Raw genomic sequence first — 14,832 nt, forward strand, 5'->3', positions numbered from 1 at the left:
ATCGTCAGCCGCGACCCCGGTAGGTCGGCACGCCCTGGTCGGGCAGATAGACGCCGGCCGGCGGCTCGCCCGTCTGCCAGAACACGTCGATCGGAATGCCGCCGCGCGGATACCAGTAGCCGCCGATGCGCAGCCACAGCGGCTTCGTCGCCTCCGCGATGCGCCGTCCGACCATCACCGTGCAGTCCTCGTGAAAGGCGCCGTGGTTGCGGAAGCTGGTCAGGAAGAGCTTGAGCGACTTCGATTCGACCAGCCGCTCGTCCGGCGCATAGTCGATCACCAGATGGGCGAAGTCCGGCTGGCCCGTCACCGGGCAGAGCGAGGTGAACTCGGGGCAGGTGAAGCGCACGATGGCCGGCGCACCGTCGCCGCGCGTGTAGGGCACCGTCTCCAGAACCGCGTCCTCGGGGCTGGCGGCGGGGCGCACGTCGCGTCCGAGTTGGCTGAGCGTCGGGTCGGTCATCGGCAGGCTCCTTCGTTTGCCGGCATGTGACCTCCCGGCGCCCTCAATGCAAGCGTGCTAGAAGGCGTGACGGGCCACGAAGGGTTCGGGACGCATGAGAGCGACGATGAGCGACACCGCCCGCGAGACGAAGCCGATCCTCTTCCGGGACGGAGCCTTCCGACCGGGCGAGCGGCGCGTGCCGGAGGAGACCGCGATCGCGATCTCCGTGAACGGCTCCACCCATGCGGTGATGATGGCGACGCCCGACCATGTGGAGGACCTCGCGCTCGGCCTTGCCCTGAACGAGCGCATCGTCGGCTCGGTCGCGGACATCGAGCGCTTCGAGATCGAGGAAAGCGCGCTCGGTCTCGACGCCCGCCTCTGGCTCACGCCCGAGCGCGCCGCGACCTATGTCGCGCGCCGCCGTCAGATGACCGGGCCGGTCGGCTGCGGCCTCTGCGGGGTGGAGAGCCTGGAGCTGGCGCAGCGCGAACTGCCGCTCGTCACGGTCGCCAAGACGGTCTCGCCGGACGCGATCGTCGCCGCCATCGAGGCGATGTCGCGGCACCAGAGGCTGGGGCGCGAGACGCGCGCCGTCCATGCCGCCGCCTTTCACGGGGCGGCGGGCGAGCACGTCGTCACGCGCGAGGATGTCGGCCGGCACAACGCGCTCGACAAGGTCGCGGGCCATCTGGCGCGCAACGGCACCGAAGCCGCGCAAGGCTTCCTCACGATCACCAGCCGCGTCTCGGTGGAGCTGATCCAGAAGGCGGCGGTGATGGGCACGGGGCTCATCGCGGCCGTCTCCGCCCCGACCGCCCTCGCGATCCGCTCGGCCGAGGGCGCGGGCATCACGCTCGTGGCGGTCGCGCGCGGCGACGAGTTCGAGATCTTCACCCGTCCGGAGCGGGTGGACGGCGCGCTCGGCGCCTGACGCGGGGCCTACTCGGCCGGGTCGCTGTCGTCGGCCAGATCCTGCGCGGCCTCGGCGAGGGGCTGGCGGGTGAAGCCTTCGAGGCCGGAATGGAAGTTCAGGTCGCGCTGGATCTCGACCGGCGAGGTCACATAGGCGGTCACGAGTTCGGCCAGCGAGCGCAGCGCGTGGACGTGGATGCGCTCCCAGCCGTGGCTGGCGTCCACGCCGAAGCAGATCAGCGCCGTGCGCACGTCGTGGCCCGCCTCCAGCGCCGAGGCCGAATCGGAGCGGTAGTAGCGGAACACGTCCTTCTGGTAGCGGATGTCCTCTTCCGCGCAGATGCGGGCGAGCTTCTTGGTCAGATGGTAGTCGAAGGGGCCGGACTGGTCGGCCATGGCGATGGTCACGCCGAACTCCGACGAGTTCTGCCCCGGCGCCGTCGTGCCGTTGTCGATGGCGACCATGGAGGCGACGTCCGGCGTCAGGATCGAGGCGGCTCCGACGCCGACCTCCTCGGCGATGCTGAACAGCCAGTGCGTGTCCACCGGCGTCTGCGCGCCCTCGCGCTCCAGCGCCTCGATGGCCGCGAGCATCACCGCGACGCCCGCCTTGTCGTCCAGATGACGCGAGACGATGAAGCCGTTGTCGAGGAACTCGGACTGCGGGTCGATCGCGACGATGTCGCCGATCTCGATGCCGAGCCGCTCCAGCTCGGCCCGGTCGCGCGCCAGAGCGTCGACGCGCAGCTCCACGTAGGGCCAGCCGACCGGCTGCGTGTCCACCTCCTCGTTGAAGGTGTGCCCGGAGGCCTTCAGCGGCAGGATGGTGCCGCGATAGGAGCCCTTGTCGGAGAAGATCGTGGCGCGCGCGCCGTCCGCGAAGCGCGCGGACCAGTGGCCGACCGGCACAAGCTCCAGCCGGCCGTTCGCCTTCAGCGCCTTCACCTGCGCGCCCAGCGTATCGACATGGCCGACGATGGCGCGCGCCGAGGCCCGCCGCGAACCCTGGCGCACGGCCTGGATGGCGCCCCGGCGCGTCAGCTCCACAGTCAGGCCGAGGCGGATCAGCTCCTGCGTGACGTGCCGCACGATCGTGTCCGTGTAGCCCGTGGGGCTCGGGATCTTCAGCAGCGCCTTGAGCTGGTCGGTCAGATAGTGACTGTCGATGGCGAGCCGGGGCAAGGCATGCTCCTGGGATTTTGAAAGGTCCGGTCGCCGCCACATAACGCAGCGCCGCGCGCGGGGCGAGGGATCAGCGGGTGCGCGCGCGCCGCACCGAGGCGGGCATGGAGAGCGGGAAGAGGAGATCGACGAAGCGCTCGGCCGTCGGCTGCGGCTCGTGATTGGCGAGCCCCGGCCGCTCGTTGGCCTCGATGAACACGTAGTCGGGCTTTCGCGGGTCCTTGATCATCAGATCGATGCCGGTGACGGGGATGTCGATCGCGCGCGCCGCCGCGATGGCCGCTTCGACGAGGCGCGGATGCACGATGCCGGTGACGTCGTGGATCGTCCCGCCCGTGTGGAGGTTGGCGGTCCGGCGCACCGTGACGTTCTCGCCCTTCGGCAGAACGTCGTCCATGCCGTAGCCGGCGATCCGCACCGCGCGCTCGGTCTCGCCGTCGAGCGGGATGCGGCTCTCGCCGCCCGTCGCGGCGGATCGGCGGCGCGACAGAGCCTCGACGAGCTTGCGCACGGTCGAGGAGCCGTCGCCGGTGACGACCGGCGGACGTCGAACGGCGGCGGCCACGAGCTTGAAGTCGATGACGATCAGGCGCAGGTCGTCGCCTTCGAAGCAGGATTCGATCAGCACCTTCTCGCACTGCTCCCGGGCGACCGAAACGGCGGTCTTCAGATCGTCCAGCGTCTCGACGCCCACAGCGATGCCGCGGCCCTGCTCGCCCCGCGCGGGCTTGACCACCAGCGATCCGTGCTCGGCGAGGAAGGCGGCCATGTCCTCCTCGTCCCCCGCGACGATTTGTTCGGGCACGACGACGCCGGCCTCCGAGACGAGGCGTCGCGTCGCGGCCTTGTCGTCGCAGATCGACATGGCGACCGCCGAGGTCAGTTCGGACAGGCTCTCGCGGCAGCGCACCGAGCGCCCGCCGTGGGTCAGGCGGAAGAAGCCGCCGGCCGCGTCGATGATCTCGCAATGGATGCCGCGCCGGTACGCCTCGTCCACGATCAGCCGGGCATAGGGGTTGAGATCGTCGTTGCTCCCCCTGCCGCCGGTGAACAGGCGCTCGTTGATCTGGTTGCGCCGCTTCACGGCGAAGAAGGGCACGCGGTAGAAGCCGAGCCGTTCGTAGAGCGCGATGGCGTGCTCGTTGTCGTGCATCACCGACAGATCCATGAACGCGCAGCCGCGCGCCTGGAAATGCTCGGCAAGGCGCCGGACCAGCGCTTCGCCCACCGCCGGATGAGGTGTCTGCGCGTCGATGGCGAGGCACCAGAGCGAGGAGCCGTTCTCCGGGTCGCCGAACGCCTTGCCGTGATGGACGCCGGTGACGGTGCCGAGCACGGCGCCGGTCGTCTCGTCCTCGGCGACGAAATAGGTGAGGGTGCGCGAATCGCGGTTGCGCCAGAAGAAGTCCGGGTCCACCGGCACCATGCGGCGCGCCTGGTAGATCGTGTTCACCGCGCCGGCGTCCTGGACCGAGGACAGGCGGCGCACGAAGAAGCCGCGCGGGCGCCTGCGGCTCGGCCGGTAGGTCGAAAGGTCGAGCCGGTAGGTGTGCGAGGGGTCGAGGAAGAGCTCCTGCGGCGCGTTGCCGATGAGAACGTGCGGATCGCGGATGTAGAAGGCGATGTCCCGGTGCTCCGGCCCCTCCTGCCCGAGACCCTCCACGAGCGGGCCGGGCGAATCGAAGGTCTGGCCGAAATAGAGCTTGCCCCACCCGCAATCGAGGGAGGCGTTCTGCGGCTGCTCGGCGCCCCGGTCGGGACCCGCCGGCTTCTTGGAGCCGTAGTCGCGCATGCGCTTCAGCCGGTGCCCGTAGCCCGCGCCGCCGCGTCCCTTGAGATCGGACACCGCTAAAGCTCCTGGCCCTGGAGCCACATCTCGAGCAGGGCGACCTGCCAGAGTTCGGAGCCCTGGAGCGGCGTGATGCGCGAGACCGGATCGTCGAAGAGCTCGCGCAGATAGTCGTCGCGGAAGAGCCCGCGCGTGCGCGCCGCCTGCGAGGTCAGCGTGTCGCGGACCATGTCGAGATAGGGCCCCTGGATGTATTTCAGCTGCGGAACGGGGAAGTAGCCCTTCTTCCGGTCGATGACCTCGTGCGGGATTACCTGCCGGGCGACCTCCTTCAACACGCCCTTGCCGCCCTGCTTCAGCATTTCGGAGGAGGGGATGCGCGCGGCGAGCTCGGCCAGTTCGTGGTCGAGGAAGGGAACGCGCGCCTCCAGCCCCCAGGCCATGGTCATGTTGTCGACGCGCTTGACGGGATCGTCGACCAGCATGATGCGGCTGTCGATCCGCAGCGCCTTGTTCACCGGGTCCTCGGCCCCGTCCTGCGCGAAGTGCCGGCGGACGAATTCGAGGCTGTGGTCCTCGTTCGAGACCCATTCGGGCGAGAGGTGGCGCGCCAGCGTCTCGTGGCTGCGGTCGAAGAAGGCCTTGGCGTAGGCGGAGACCGGATCGGCCGCGCCCGCCATCGGCGGATACCAGTGGTAGCCGGCGAAGATCTCGTCGGCGCCCTGGCCGGACTGCACGACCTTGATGTGCTTGGAGACCTCGCGCGAGAGGAGGTAGAAGCCGATATTGTCGTAGGAGACCATCGGCTCGGACTGCGCGGCGATGGTGCCGGGCAGGTTCTCCATCAGCTCCGAGCCGGGCACGAAGATCTTGTGGTGGTTCGTGCCGTAGTGCTTGGCGATGAGGTCGGAGTAGACGAACTCGTTGCCGACCTCGCCGTTGGCGTCCTCGAAGCCGATTGAGAAGGTCGCCAGCCCCTGCTGGCCCATCTCCGCCAGAAGCCCGACGATGAGCGAGGAATCGACGCCGCCGGACAGGAGCACGCCGACCGGCACGTCGGCGACCATGCGGCGCTTCACCGCCGCGCGGAGCGAGTCCAGCACCATGTCGCGCCATTCGTCCGCCGAGCGGCTCTCGTCGCTCGCCTGCGGCCCGTAGGCGGGGTTCCAGTAGACCTCGTCCTTGAAGGAGCCGTCCGGCTCGATCATGCGGACGGTGGCGGGCGGCAGCTTGCGCACGCCCTTCAGGATCGTCAGCGGCGCGGGCACGACCGCGTGGAAGGTCATGTAGTGATGCAGCGCCTCGCGGTCGATCGACGTGTCGACGTCGCCCGTCTGGACGATCGATTGCAGCGAGGAGGCGAGATACAGGCGCTTGTCGTTCTGCGAGAGATACAGCGGCTTGATGCCGAAGCGGTCGCGGGCGAGCATCACGCGGCCGCTCTCGCGCTCGTGGATCGCGAAGGCGAACATGCCCTTGAACCGCTTCACGCAGTCCTTGCCCCAGGCATGGTAGGCCTTGAGGATCACCTCGGTGTCGCCGTGGCTGAAGAAGCGGTAGCCCTTGCCGATCAGCTCCTCGCGCAGCTCCGGGTAATTGTAGATGCAGCCGTTGAAGGCGAGGGTCAGACCCAGCTCGGGGTCCACCATCGGCTGCTGCGCCTTCTCCGACAGGTCGATGATCTTCAGCCGTCGATGGCCGAGGCCGACATTTCCGCGCACCACCTGTCCCGCGCCGTCCGGACCGCGGCGCGCCAGGCAGTTGCCCATGCGATCGAGCCGTTCCGGCGACGCTGCTCGTCCATCGAAACGAATCTCACCGCAAATTCCGCACATGGGCCAATTCCATCCTTGATCGCGTCCGGGTCCCGGCGCCCGTCGTGGCTGATATGGGGCACGGGACGCGGGAGCACAGTTTTTGCCGCGCGCATGCCGGCACTGCGCCAAGACGGGTGTGGCGCGCGATGGTTCCCAACGAAGTCGTTTGGCGTCATAGAGCCGGCTTCAAACGGACATCCGAAGGGAGCGACGCCTTGGACGAAGTCGAACGGGACTTTCATCTGCGCCTGGAGCCGATCGAGACCTATCGGAGCCATGTGGGGGGCGACGACTTCCTCTCGCCCTGGCTCACGGTCGATCAGACGATGATCGACACCTTCGCGGACGCGACGCACGATCACCAGTTCATCCATGTCGATCCGGCGCGAGCCGTCGCCGAAGGTCCGTTCGGTGGCACGATCGCGCACGGCTTCCTGACGCTCTCGCTGCTTTCGCGCCTCGCCTACGGCGCGCTGCCGGCGGTCGAGGGCTCGCGGATGGGCATCAATTACGGCTTCGACCAGGTGCGGTTTCTGGCGCCCGTGCGTTCGGGCGCCAGGGTGCGCGGACGCTTCAAGCTGACGGCGATCAAGGAGCGTGCGGTCTCCGTCCAGTCCTCCTGGGACGCGACGGTGGAGATCGAGGGCTCGGTGAAGCCGGCGCTCGTGGCCCAGTGGATCACCGTCGCGATGATGGACCCGCCGGCCTGAACGAAAAAGGGGCCGGCGCCTCGCGGTGCCGACCCCTTCCAGTGCGCTCTCGGTGACGGATCAGAAGTCGAAGTCGCCGAAGCCGCCGTCGTCCATCCCGCCCATGTCGTCGGCACCGCCCATGTCCTCGCCGCCGGCATCGGCGGCGGGATCGGCCTCGCCGGCCTGCGCCTCGCCGCCTGCGAACATTCCGCCCAGCATCGAGCCGAGCATCATGCCGCCCGCGACGCCGACGGCCGTCTGGGCCGCGCCGGCCAGGAATCCGCCGCCGCGCGAGGGCTGTGCGGCCGCGCGGCCGCCCCAGGGCGACCCGCCCTGCGGCTCGCCGTAGGCGGCGTTCTGCCGGCCGTAGCCCGCGGGCGCTCCCATCGGACGTCCGGACCCTTGCGAGCGATCGTCGCGCGAGCCGCCGCCGAAGAGGCTGCCGAGCAGCCCGCCGCCGCCCGCGTTCGCGCGCTGGCCCTGCGCTTCCAGCTCCTGAATCCGGGCCTGCGCGGCCTGCAGCGCCTGCTCCTGAACGATAATCGTCTGCGCCATGTAGTAGGGCGCGCCGGGCTGGCTCGCGACGCGGTCGCGGATGAAGGATTCGGCCTCCGGGTCGCGCGGCGGGGCCGAGCGCTCGGCGTCCTGCAGGCGGCCGAAGAGCCCGTCGATCATCTGGCGTTCGTCGTGGTTCATCGCGCGGCGTCCTTCGTCGTTTCGGGACGACGGATATGAGGATCGGCGCGAAGCGGTTCCAGAACGGAGGGGTTCAAATCCCCGCGAACCACTCGTAGCCCCGGTCCTCCCAGTAGCCGCCATTGCCTTCGCCGAAGGTGGTGAAGTCGTCGGTGACGGTGATGGCGCTCACATATTTCGCCATCTTGTAGCCGAGCTGCCGCTCCACCCGGACGCGCAGCGGCGCGCCGTTGGCGACCGGCAGCGCATCGCCGTTCATGCCGTAGGCGAGAATCGTCTGCGGGTGGCGCGCGTCGAGAAGGTCGATCGATTCGTAGTAGCGGAACGGCCCGGACGCGGTGTTCTCCATCGTGTCGAAGCAGGAGAAGACGACGTAGCGCGCCTGCGGCAACAACCCGGCCTGATCGAGCACGAAGCCGAGCGGCGTGCCGGTCCATTGCGCGATGCAGCTCCAGCCCTCCACGCAGTCGTGACGGGTCACCTGCGTGCGCGAGGGCATGTTGCGCAGCTCGTCCAGCGAGAGCGACAGCGGCCGCTGCACCATGCCGTCGACGCTCAGGCGGTAGTCCGCGAAGTTGGCGGCCACATGGGCGCGGTAGTCCCGGTCCTGCGGGTTGCTCGTGCCGTTCGGCCGCATCGGCTGGCGGATCTCGGACAGGGAGAACTCGCGCGCCAGCTGGTCCGAGCCGAGCATGAATCGCTGGACGCGGTAGGTCAGGTCGTTGGCGCTCATCAGGATCGAGCGGATGTCGCCGTTGCGGTCCACCAGCCCGTCGAAGCAGCCGGACAGCGGCAGCGTCGCCGCCGTGACGGCGGCGCCGGTGAGGAAGCGGCGGCGGGCGGGGTCGAAGCTCATCGCGAAATCTCCTTCTCCGCCTCGTCGGCGTCGACCCGGAACCAGCCGGTGATCATCGAGCGCATCTCGTTGAAGGGGCCGGCGAGGAGCACCATCAGCACGTGGACGACGACGAAGCCGAGCAGCAGCAGCATGACGACGAAATGGACCGTGCGCGCGCTCTGCCGTCCGCCGAAGAGGTCCACCAGGAACGGCGCGAAGGCGTTCATGCCGGGCGACATGGTGAGGCCCGAAAGGATCATCAGCGGCAGGAGCACCAGCATCACCAGCGCGTAGGACAGCTTCTGCAGCGGCCCGTAACGGCGGCGGTTGTGGGGGCGGAGGCGCGCATGGTCGCGGATGTCCGCGCCGAGCGCCCGCATGTCATCTGCGCGCGGCAGGAGGTCACGCGTCAGATGCCGGTTGAAGAGGCTCGACAGGAGCCAGACGAGGAGGGCGGTGACGAGGATCCAGGCGAAGAAGAAGTGGACGATGCGCCCCGAGGCGAGGTCGCGATAGGACGGGACCGTCAGCCAGCCGGGAAAGCTCTTGGCCTGCCACTGGCCGTTCTGTTCCACCGCGCCGAGCCAGCCCGTCGTGTCGAAGCGCTGCCCCAAGAGTTCGGTGAAGCCCGACAGCCCGCCCGCGCCGTCGCGCAGCGCGCCGATGGCGAAGACGGAATTGTCGTAGGCGAAGCCCGACTCATGGCCGATGTAGAGGCGAGGGTGCGCCTGAAAGATCTGCAGGCCCGAGAGCAAGAGGAAGAAGAGGCAGACCACCCAGATCCAGTGAGTCGCGCGCGTCGAGAGCGCCTGGCGGTAGACGAGCGGCCCCTTCGCCTTGCCTTCCATCGCCCTCGTCCTCCTCGGCCCCGATCGTTCGCCTGCCTTATTCTACGAGACAAGGCGCCGTGAAGATGTCCGCCGATGGCGATATCCGCATCAGTTTCGGGTGATCCGCTGGAGCGCCAGTTCCAGCGCCTGCCGGAAGCGCGATCGGTCGGCCGGCGTGAAGCTCTTGTTGAAGCCGCGGCTTTCGCCGGTCTCGCGTAAGTGCTGATTGAAGGCGCGGAAGGAAAGGGCCTGCCCGATCGAGGCCGGCGTGAACGGCTGCCCGGTCGGCCCCAGCACCGCCGAGCCCTTCTCCAGACAGCGCGCGGCCAGCGGAATGTCGGCGGTCACCACCACGTCGCGCTCGCCCGCCTGTTCGGCGATCCAGTCGTCGGCGGCATCCGCACCGGCCGAGACCGTGACGATCCGCGCGCCCTCGTAACGGGACGGGCGCATGCCGCCATTCGAGACGAGCACGATCTCCGCCCCGCGCTTCAACGCGATCTCCAGCGCCTCGTCCTTCACCGGACAGGCGTCGGCATCGACATAGACGACCGTCACGAGGGGTTTCCGTTCTCGGTCGCGCCGAAGACGGCCTCGAAATTTCGCCGCAGGGCCAGATCGACGTCCGCCATCGTCACCGGCAGCCCGAGATCGACGAGGCTGGTCACGCCGTGCTCGCGCACCCCGCAGGGCACGATGCCGCCGAAATGGGAGAGGTCCGGCTCGACGTTCAGGCTGATGCCGTGGAACGACACCCATTTGCGCAGGCGGATGCCGATCGCCGCGATCTTGTCCTCGGCCGGTGTTCCGTCCGGGCCGGGCGCGCGCTCGGGCCGGCGCACCCAGACGCCGACGCGGTCCTCCCGCCGTTCGCCCTTCACCTGGAAATCGCCCAGCGTGTCGATGATCCAGGCCTCCAGCGCGGCCACGAAGGCCCGCACGTCCTGCCGGCGGCGTTTCAGGTCGAGCATGACGTAGGCCACGCGCTGTCCGGGGCCGTGATAGGTGTACTGGCCGCCGCGCCCGCTGGCGTGGACGGGAAAGCGCGAGGGATCGACGAGGTCTGAGGCCGAGGCGCTGGTGCCCGCCGTGTAGAGCGGCGGATGCTCCAGAAGCAGCACGCATTCGGGCGCATGGCCGGCGGAGATCGCCGCCACCCGCTGCTCCATCACAGCCACCGCGTCTTCGTATCCGACGAGCGAATCGAGGATGCGCCATTCCACGGGCGGCGCGCCCGCGAGCGGGTGGAACCCGTTCGGCGAGGCGGAAAGGCGAGGGGCCGGCGATAGGGGAGAAAGGGCGTCCATGGAGGAAATCTAACCTTTGGCCGTGCCCGCCGGAAGGGCGCCGAGAGAAAGGCACGACGATTACGGCCGAAAGGGCTTGCGGCATGTCGGGGGCTTTGTTACACGCCCGCCACCGGTCGACGAGATCGGGCCGGCCCAGGCCGGAACACGGCGTGCGGTCGTGGCGGAATTGGTAGACGCGCAGCGTTGAGGTCGCTGTGGGGCAACCCGTGGAAGTTCGAGTCTTCTCGACCGCACCAGCCTTGCAGGGCGATCCTCTCCCATCCAGCGTTGCATGATCGACGGCAGCGGGTTCCGATCGGAACCGAGCCGGCGGCCTTCTTCTGTCGCATCGCCTCCACACGACTAGGTTAGGGGCCGGACACAGCATCGGCTTCGCTGGACGCGGAAGGTGGGCACATGGCGGAAGACGCGACCCCCGGCGCGAGCGATGCGCGCAAGGTTCCCGCGGGCGTCTACGACGAGGACGGCAATCTCGACCGTCAGTTCCTGAACGAGGTCCGCGACGTCATCGAGGAGGGCGACGGGCCGTCCCTGCGCGAGCGGATCGAGCCGCTGCACGAGACCGAGCTCGGCGAAGTCCTCGAAAATCTCGAGACGGAAGAGCGCCAGGGGCTCGTGCGCCTGATGGGCGACGCGTTCGACTACGCGGCCCTCACCGAGATCGACGAGGGCATCCGCCTCGAAATCGTCGACGCCATGCCGAACGAGCGGATCGCCGAGGCGATCCAGGAGCTCGATTCGGACGACGCGGTCTACATCCTGGAGGATCTGGAGCCGGAAGACCGGCAGGAGATCCTCGAGAAGCTGCCCTTCCTCGAGCGCCTGCGGCTTCGCCGCGCGCTCGACTACCCGGAGGAATCGGCCGGTCGGCGCATGCAGACCGAGTTCGTCGCCGTGCCGCCCTTTTGGACGGTCGGCCAGACGATCGACTACATGCGCGAGGACGAGAACCTGCCCGACCGGTTCGCGCAGATCTATGTCGTCGATCCGAGCTTCCGGCTTCTGGGCGCGGTCGATCTCCACGCCGTCCTGCGCGCCAAGCGCCCGACGACGATCGAGGCGATCATGCACCCGACGCGGCACCCCATCCCGGCCGAGATGGACCAGGAGGAGGCCGCGCAGATCTTCGAACAGTACGATCTTCTCTCGGCAGCCGTCGTCGATTCGGGAGAGCGGCTGGTCGGCGTCCTGACCATCGACGACATCGTGGACGTGATCCAGGAGGAGACCGAGGAGGATTTCCGGCGTCTCGGCGGCGTCGGCGACGAGGAGATCTCCGACTCGGTCCGCGTCTCGGCGCGCTCGCGCTTCCCCTGGCTCTTCGTCAATCTCTTCACGGCCTTCCTCGCCGCGCTCGTCATCGGCCTGTTCGACGCGACCATCGAGCAGATGGTGGCGCTCGCCGCGCTCATGCCCATCGTCGCCTCCATGGGCGGCAACGCGGCGGCGCAGACGATGACCGTGACGGTGCGCGCGATCGCCACGCGCGACATCAACATTCACAATTCGGGCCGCATCATCCGGCGCGAGGTGCTGGTCGGCCTCCTGAACGGTTCGATCATCGCCACGCTTCTCGGCATCGTCGCGGGGTTCTGGACCGGCGATCCGGAGATCGGCGCCGTCATCGCCTGCGCCATGATCATCAACATGCTGACGGCGGCGCTCGCCGGCATCCTGATCCCGTTGATCCTCAACCGCTTCGGGGCCGACCCGGCGCTGGCCTCGGCCGTGTTCGTCACCGCGATCACCGATGTCGTCGGCTTCTTCGCCTTCCTCGGCATCGCGAGCTGGTGGTTCGGCCTCGGATAGGGCTTCGGCCCGAACGCCGCAGGCGGCCGCCATGCGGACGGGGCGCCTCACGCGCCCGGCATCTGGAATTGACTTTTACGTAAATCTGGATTGAGACGGATCGACGCTCGAAAGGCCCGCTCCGCATGCGCGACTACTATACGATCACGGAACTGACGCGCGAGTTCGACATCTCGACGCGCACGATCCGGTTCTACGAGGACGAGGGGCTCATCGCCCCGATCCGCCGCGGGCGCACGCGTCTGTTCCGCCAGTCCGACCGGCAGCTTCTGAAGATCATCCTGCGCGGCAAGCGTCTCGGCTTCTCCATCGCCGAGATCCGCGAGATCATGGGCATGTACCGCGCGCCTCCGGGCGAGGCGGGTCAGCTGCGCGCCATCATCCGCAAGGTCGGCGACCGGCGCCGGGAGCTGGAGCAGAAGCGCCGCGACATCGAGGACCTTCTTGCCGAGCTCGAACAGGCCGAGGAGGCCTGCCTGACGCGCATGGCCGAACTGGGCGTCGCGCCGGCGGCCTGACGCTGCTCTCGCCTTCGATCCGCGTTCAGTTGTTCGGATCGAACGAGCAGGCGAGGATCGTGTCGCTGACGTCCCGCTGACCCTGCTCGTCGAGCGAGCCGTCGAGGAAGGCCTCCAGGAGGTTGCGCTCCGTCATCTGCGTCTGCACGCAGCCGCAATAGGACGCGCAATAGGTCTCGTCGAAGCCCTGCGCCACGCAGGAGCGCTGGCAGTCGACCGGGAAGGCCGCGACGCGGTCCGGCGGGAAGAATTGCGCATAAGCCGCGATCAGCGCGATCGAGACCGGCTGGTGGATCAGGTAGAAGGCCAGCGAATGCCGCCCGATCCAGGTGAGGCCCGTGGCGGGCGCCCGCTCGATCCGGATCGGGCGAAGCCGGTCCCAGAGCCCCGCGGCGCTCGCCCAGCGGCCCGCCGCCATGCCGAGCAGCACCACGCCGGTCCAGGGAAAGATCGGCACCAGATCGTTCGAGAAAGGCTCGTTGGCCGAAAAGCCGATCCAGGCGAGCCAGCGCGGGTCCATCGCCGGGCTCGTCCAGAGATTCGGCAACGCGATGACGAGGAGCCCGGCGAGCGCGACGAGAACCGTCGGCAGGCGCAGGAACAGAAGCCCGATCAGGCTCGCCAGCGCGATCTGGTGCAGGATGCCGAAGAAGACGAAGCTCTCCGGCGAGATAAAGAGCGTGGCGACCGTCACGGCCGCGGCGCCCGCCGCGATCTGCGCCAGACGCTTGAGGAAGGGCCGCCAGCGCACGCCCCGCGCATGGGCGAGCACCAGACCGATGCCGACGAGGAACAGGAAGCTCGTGGCGATGCCGCGCGCGAACAGCCGCCAGCCGCCCTCATAGGCCGTGCCCGCCGGCAGATAGCCGAAGAACTCCAGATCCCAGGTGAAATGGTAGACGAGCATGGCCAGGAGCGCGATGCCGCGCGCGGCGTCCAGAAGGTCGATCCGGCCCCTGGATTTCGCCGGTTCGTCGCCCTTGGGGCTTGCTTCGATGCTGGACATGGCGTCTTCCCGCCTATCTTGGCTCGAACCGGTACGACGCGGTCCCTCGAAAGGTCGCCTTGTGCCGTCACCGGCCGAGCCCGCGCAAGGGCGGGTCGAGACGAAATCGCTTCGGGAGAGCCCATGAAGATCATCGAACGCGCAGGCGCCCGCATCCCCGCCATCGGGCTCGGGACGTTCAAGCTGGAGGGCGAGACCTGCCGCACGCTGGTGCGCGAGGCGATCGAGAAGGGCTACCGCCACATCGACACCGCCCGCATGTACGGCAACGAGGAGGCCGTCGGCCAGGGCATCCGCGACAGCGGCATCGACCGCGATGAACTGTTCGTGACGACCAAGATCTGGTGGTCCGACATCGGTCAGGCGAACCTGATTCCGACCGCCGGCAAGGCTCTGGCCGCGCTCGGGCTGGAGCAGGTGGACCTTCTGCTGATCCACTGGCCGAACCCGGACATTCCGCTCGACGAGTCCATCAAGGCGCTCAACCAGGCGAAGCAGAAGGGCCTTACCCGGCATATCGGCGTCGCCAACTTCACCGAGACTCTGCTCGACGAGGCCGTGTCGCTCTCCGAGGCGCCTCTCGTCTGCAATCAGGTCGAGTATCACCCCGCGCTTTCGCAGGAGGTGCTGCTCGAAGCGGCCCGTCGCCACGACATGGCGCTGATCGCCTATTCGCCGATCGGGCAGGGCGGCGATCTCCTGCAGAACGCCGAGATCGTGCGGATCGCCAGGGAGCACGGCAAGACGCCGGCCCAGATCGTCCTGCGCTGGGAGATCGAGCAGGAGGGCGTCGGCGCCATCCCGCGCACGTCGAACCCGGACCGCCTGTCGGAGAACATCGACATCTTCGACTTCAGGCTCACCGACGAGGACCGCGAGCTCCTGTGGCGGATGACGCGGCTGCGCCGCCGGCTCGTCAATCCGAGCTTCTCGCCGAAATGGGACCGCAGCTGAACTCCGGCGGCAACCCTCGGCCCAGCCGGGA

Annotated in this window: 15 protein-coding genes and 1 tRNA gene; 6 read left to right on the forward strand and 10 right to left on the reverse strand. The window is 68.6% G+C overall.

Features of this window, described 5'->3' with window-relative positions:
* Positions 1 to 4: 4 nt before the first annotated feature.
* Positions 5 to 463, reverse strand: a complete 459-nt coding sequence (gene queF, locus AC6R2M_RS08565; protein ID WP_500487391.1) for a preQ(1) synthase — start codon at positions 461 to 463, stop codon at positions 5 to 7.
* Positions 464 to 569: 106 nt separating this feature from the next.
* Between queF and fdhD the strand changes: the two genes are divergently transcribed.
* Complete coding sequence (fdhD, locus tag AC6R2M_RS08570) at positions 570 to 1,379, forward strand: formate dehydrogenase accessory sulfurtransferase FdhD (RefSeq protein ID WP_500487393.1); 810 nt, start codon at positions 570 to 572, stop codon at positions 1,377 to 1,379.
* Between the two features lie 8 nt (positions 1,380 to 1,387).
* Here the strand turns inward: fdhD and AC6R2M_RS08575 are convergent, their stop codons facing one another.
* The 3 genes from AC6R2M_RS08575 to AC6R2M_RS08585 all read right to left on the reverse strand — a co-directional run bounded on the left by AC6R2M_RS08575 (position 1,388) and on the right by AC6R2M_RS08585 (position 6,166).
* Entirely contained in the window at positions 1,388 to 2,542 is a 1,155-nt protein-coding gene (locus AC6R2M_RS08575) for an osmoprotectant NAGGN system M42 family peptidase (protein ID WP_500487395.1), read from the reverse strand.
* A 70-nt stretch (positions 2,543 to 2,612) separates the two neighbouring features.
* Entirely contained in the window at positions 2,613 to 4,334 is a 1,722-nt protein-coding gene (gene ngg / locus AC6R2M_RS08580; protein ID WP_500487543.1) for an N-acetylglutaminylglutamine synthetase, read from the reverse strand.
* A 56-nt stretch (positions 4,335 to 4,390) separates the two neighbouring features.
* A complete protein-coding gene (locus AC6R2M_RS08585) occupies positions 4,391 to 6,166 on the reverse strand; it encodes an N-acetylglutaminylglutamine amidotransferase (RefSeq protein WP_500487397.1) in 1,776 nt (591 codons plus the stop codon).
* Positions 6,167 to 6,363: 197 nt separating this feature from the next.
* Here AC6R2M_RS08585 and AC6R2M_RS08590 point away from each other — a divergent pair, with 197 nt between their 5' ends.
* The gene (locus tag AC6R2M_RS08590) at positions 6,364 to 6,858 is read left to right on the forward strand and encodes a MaoC family dehydratase (RefSeq protein WP_500487399.1); all 495 of its coding nucleotides are present in this window, start codon (positions 6,364 to 6,366) and stop codon (positions 6,856 to 6,858) included.
* A 60-nt stretch (positions 6,859 to 6,918) separates the two neighbouring features.
* On the opposite strand, the gene AC6R2M_RS08595 is transcribed toward AC6R2M_RS08590, so the two are convergent.
* The 5 genes from AC6R2M_RS08595 to lipB all read right to left on the reverse strand — a co-directional run bounded on the left by AC6R2M_RS08595 (position 6,919) and on the right by lipB (position 10,511).
* Positions 6,919 to 7,536: a DUF2076 domain-containing protein gene (locus tag AC6R2M_RS08595; RefSeq protein WP_500487401.1), complete on the reverse strand. Its 618-nt coding sequence runs from the start codon at positions 7,534 to 7,536 to the stop codon at positions 6,919 to 6,921.
* Between the two features lie 73 nt (positions 7,537 to 7,609).
* Positions 7,610 to 8,392 carry a molybdopterin-binding protein gene (locus tag AC6R2M_RS08600; protein WP_500487403.1) on the reverse strand — a complete coding sequence of 261 codons (783 nt, stop codon included), beginning with the start codon at positions 8,390 to 8,392 and terminating at the stop codon, positions 7,610 to 7,612.
* Entirely contained in the window at positions 8,389 to 9,222 is an 834-nt protein-coding gene (locus AC6R2M_RS08605) for a cytochrome b/b6 domain-containing protein (RefSeq protein ID WP_500487405.1), read from the reverse strand. Before AC6R2M_RS08605 ends, AC6R2M_RS08600 begins: the two co-directional genes overlap by 4 nt.
* Positions 9,223 to 9,312: 90 nt before the next feature.
* Entirely contained in the window at positions 9,313 to 9,762 is a 450-nt protein-coding gene (locus AC6R2M_RS08610) for a YaiI/YqxD family protein (protein WP_500487407.1), read from the reverse strand.
* A complete protein-coding gene (lipB, locus tag AC6R2M_RS08615) occupies positions 9,759 to 10,511 on the reverse strand; it encodes a lipoyl(octanoyl) transferase LipB (protein WP_500487409.1) in 753 nt (250 codons plus the stop codon). Before lipB ends, AC6R2M_RS08610 begins: the two co-directional genes overlap by 4 nt.
* Positions 10,512 to 10,665: 154 nt before the next feature.
* Between lipB and AC6R2M_RS08620 the strand changes: the two genes are divergently transcribed.
* From AC6R2M_RS08620 to AC6R2M_RS08630, 3 genes are all read left to right on the forward strand, one after another.
* Positions 10,666 to 10,750: transfer RNA gene (locus AC6R2M_RS08620), tRNA-Leu, on the forward strand.
* A gap of 160 nt (positions 10,751 to 10,910) precedes the next feature.
* Positions 10,911 to 12,323, forward strand: coding sequence for a magnesium transporter (gene mgtE, locus AC6R2M_RS08625; RefSeq protein WP_500487411.1), 1,413 nt, complete (start codon positions 10,911 to 10,913; stop codon positions 12,321 to 12,323).
* A gap of 125 nt (positions 12,324 to 12,448) precedes the next feature.
* Positions 12,449 to 12,841, forward strand: coding sequence for a MerR family transcriptional regulator (locus tag AC6R2M_RS08630; protein ID WP_500487413.1), 393 nt, complete (start codon positions 12,449 to 12,451; stop codon positions 12,839 to 12,841).
* 25 nt (positions 12,842 to 12,866) lie between these two features.
* Here the strand turns inward: AC6R2M_RS08630 and AC6R2M_RS08635 are convergent, their stop codons facing one another.
* Complete coding sequence (locus AC6R2M_RS08635) at positions 12,867 to 13,847, reverse strand: heparan-alpha-glucosaminide N-acetyltransferase (protein WP_500487415.1); 981 nt, start codon at positions 13,845 to 13,847, stop codon at positions 12,867 to 12,869.
* Between the two features lie 123 nt (positions 13,848 to 13,970).
* On the opposite strand from AC6R2M_RS08635, the gene AC6R2M_RS08640 reads away from it, so the two are divergent.
* Positions 13,971 to 14,801, forward strand: a complete 831-nt coding sequence (locus AC6R2M_RS08640; RefSeq protein WP_500487417.1) for an aldo/keto reductase — start codon at positions 13,971 to 13,973, stop codon at positions 14,799 to 14,801.
* The last annotated feature ends 31 nt before the right edge of the window (positions 14,802 to 14,832 follow it).

Source organism: Aureimonas sp. CAS (assembly GCF_059838215.1).

Bases quoted from the DNA above. Each gene is read 5' to 3' on its own strand.
- queF (WP_500487391.1), bottom strand. From the start codon at position 463: ATGACCGACCCGACGCTCAGCCAACTCGGACGCGACGTGCGCCCCGCC.
- fdhD (WP_500487393.1), top strand. From the start codon at position 570: ATGAGCGACACCGCCCGCGAGACGAAGCCGATCCTCTTCCGGGACGGA.
- ngg (WP_500487543.1), bottom strand. From the start codon at position 4,334: ATGCGCGACTACGGCTCCAAGAAGCCGGCGGGTCCCGACCGGGGCGCC.
- AC6R2M_RS08585 (WP_500487397.1), bottom strand. From the start codon at position 6,166: ATGTGCGGAATTTGCGGTGAGATTCGTTTCGATGGACGAGCAGCGTCG.
- AC6R2M_RS08595 (WP_500487401.1), bottom strand. From the start codon at position 7,536: ATGAACCACGACGAACGCCAGATGATCGACGGGCTCTTCGGCCGCCTG.
- AC6R2M_RS08600 (WP_500487403.1), bottom strand. From the start codon at position 8,392: ATGAGCTTCGACCCCGCCCGCCGCCGCTTCCTCACCGGCGCCGCCGTC.
- AC6R2M_RS08605 (WP_500487405.1), bottom strand. From the start codon at position 9,222: ATGGAAGGCAAGGCGAAGGGGCCGCTCGTCTACCGCCAGGCGCTCTCG.
- lipB (WP_500487409.1), bottom strand. From the start codon at position 10,511: ATGGACGCCCTTTCTCCCCTATCGCCGGCCCCTCGCCTTTCCGCCTCG.
- mgtE (WP_500487411.1), top strand. From the start codon at position 10,911: ATGGCGGAAGACGCGACCCCCGGCGCGAGCGATGCGCGCAAGGTTCCC.
- AC6R2M_RS08630 (WP_500487413.1), top strand. From the start codon at position 12,449: ATGCGCGACTACTATACGATCACGGAACTGACGCGCGAGTTCGACATC.
- AC6R2M_RS08635 (WP_500487415.1), bottom strand. From the start codon at position 13,847: ATGTCCAGCATCGAAGCAAGCCCCAAGGGCGACGAACCGGCGAAATCC.
- AC6R2M_RS08640 (WP_500487417.1), top strand. From the start codon at position 13,971: ATGAAGATCATCGAACGCGCAGGCGCCCGCATCCCCGCCATCGGGCTC.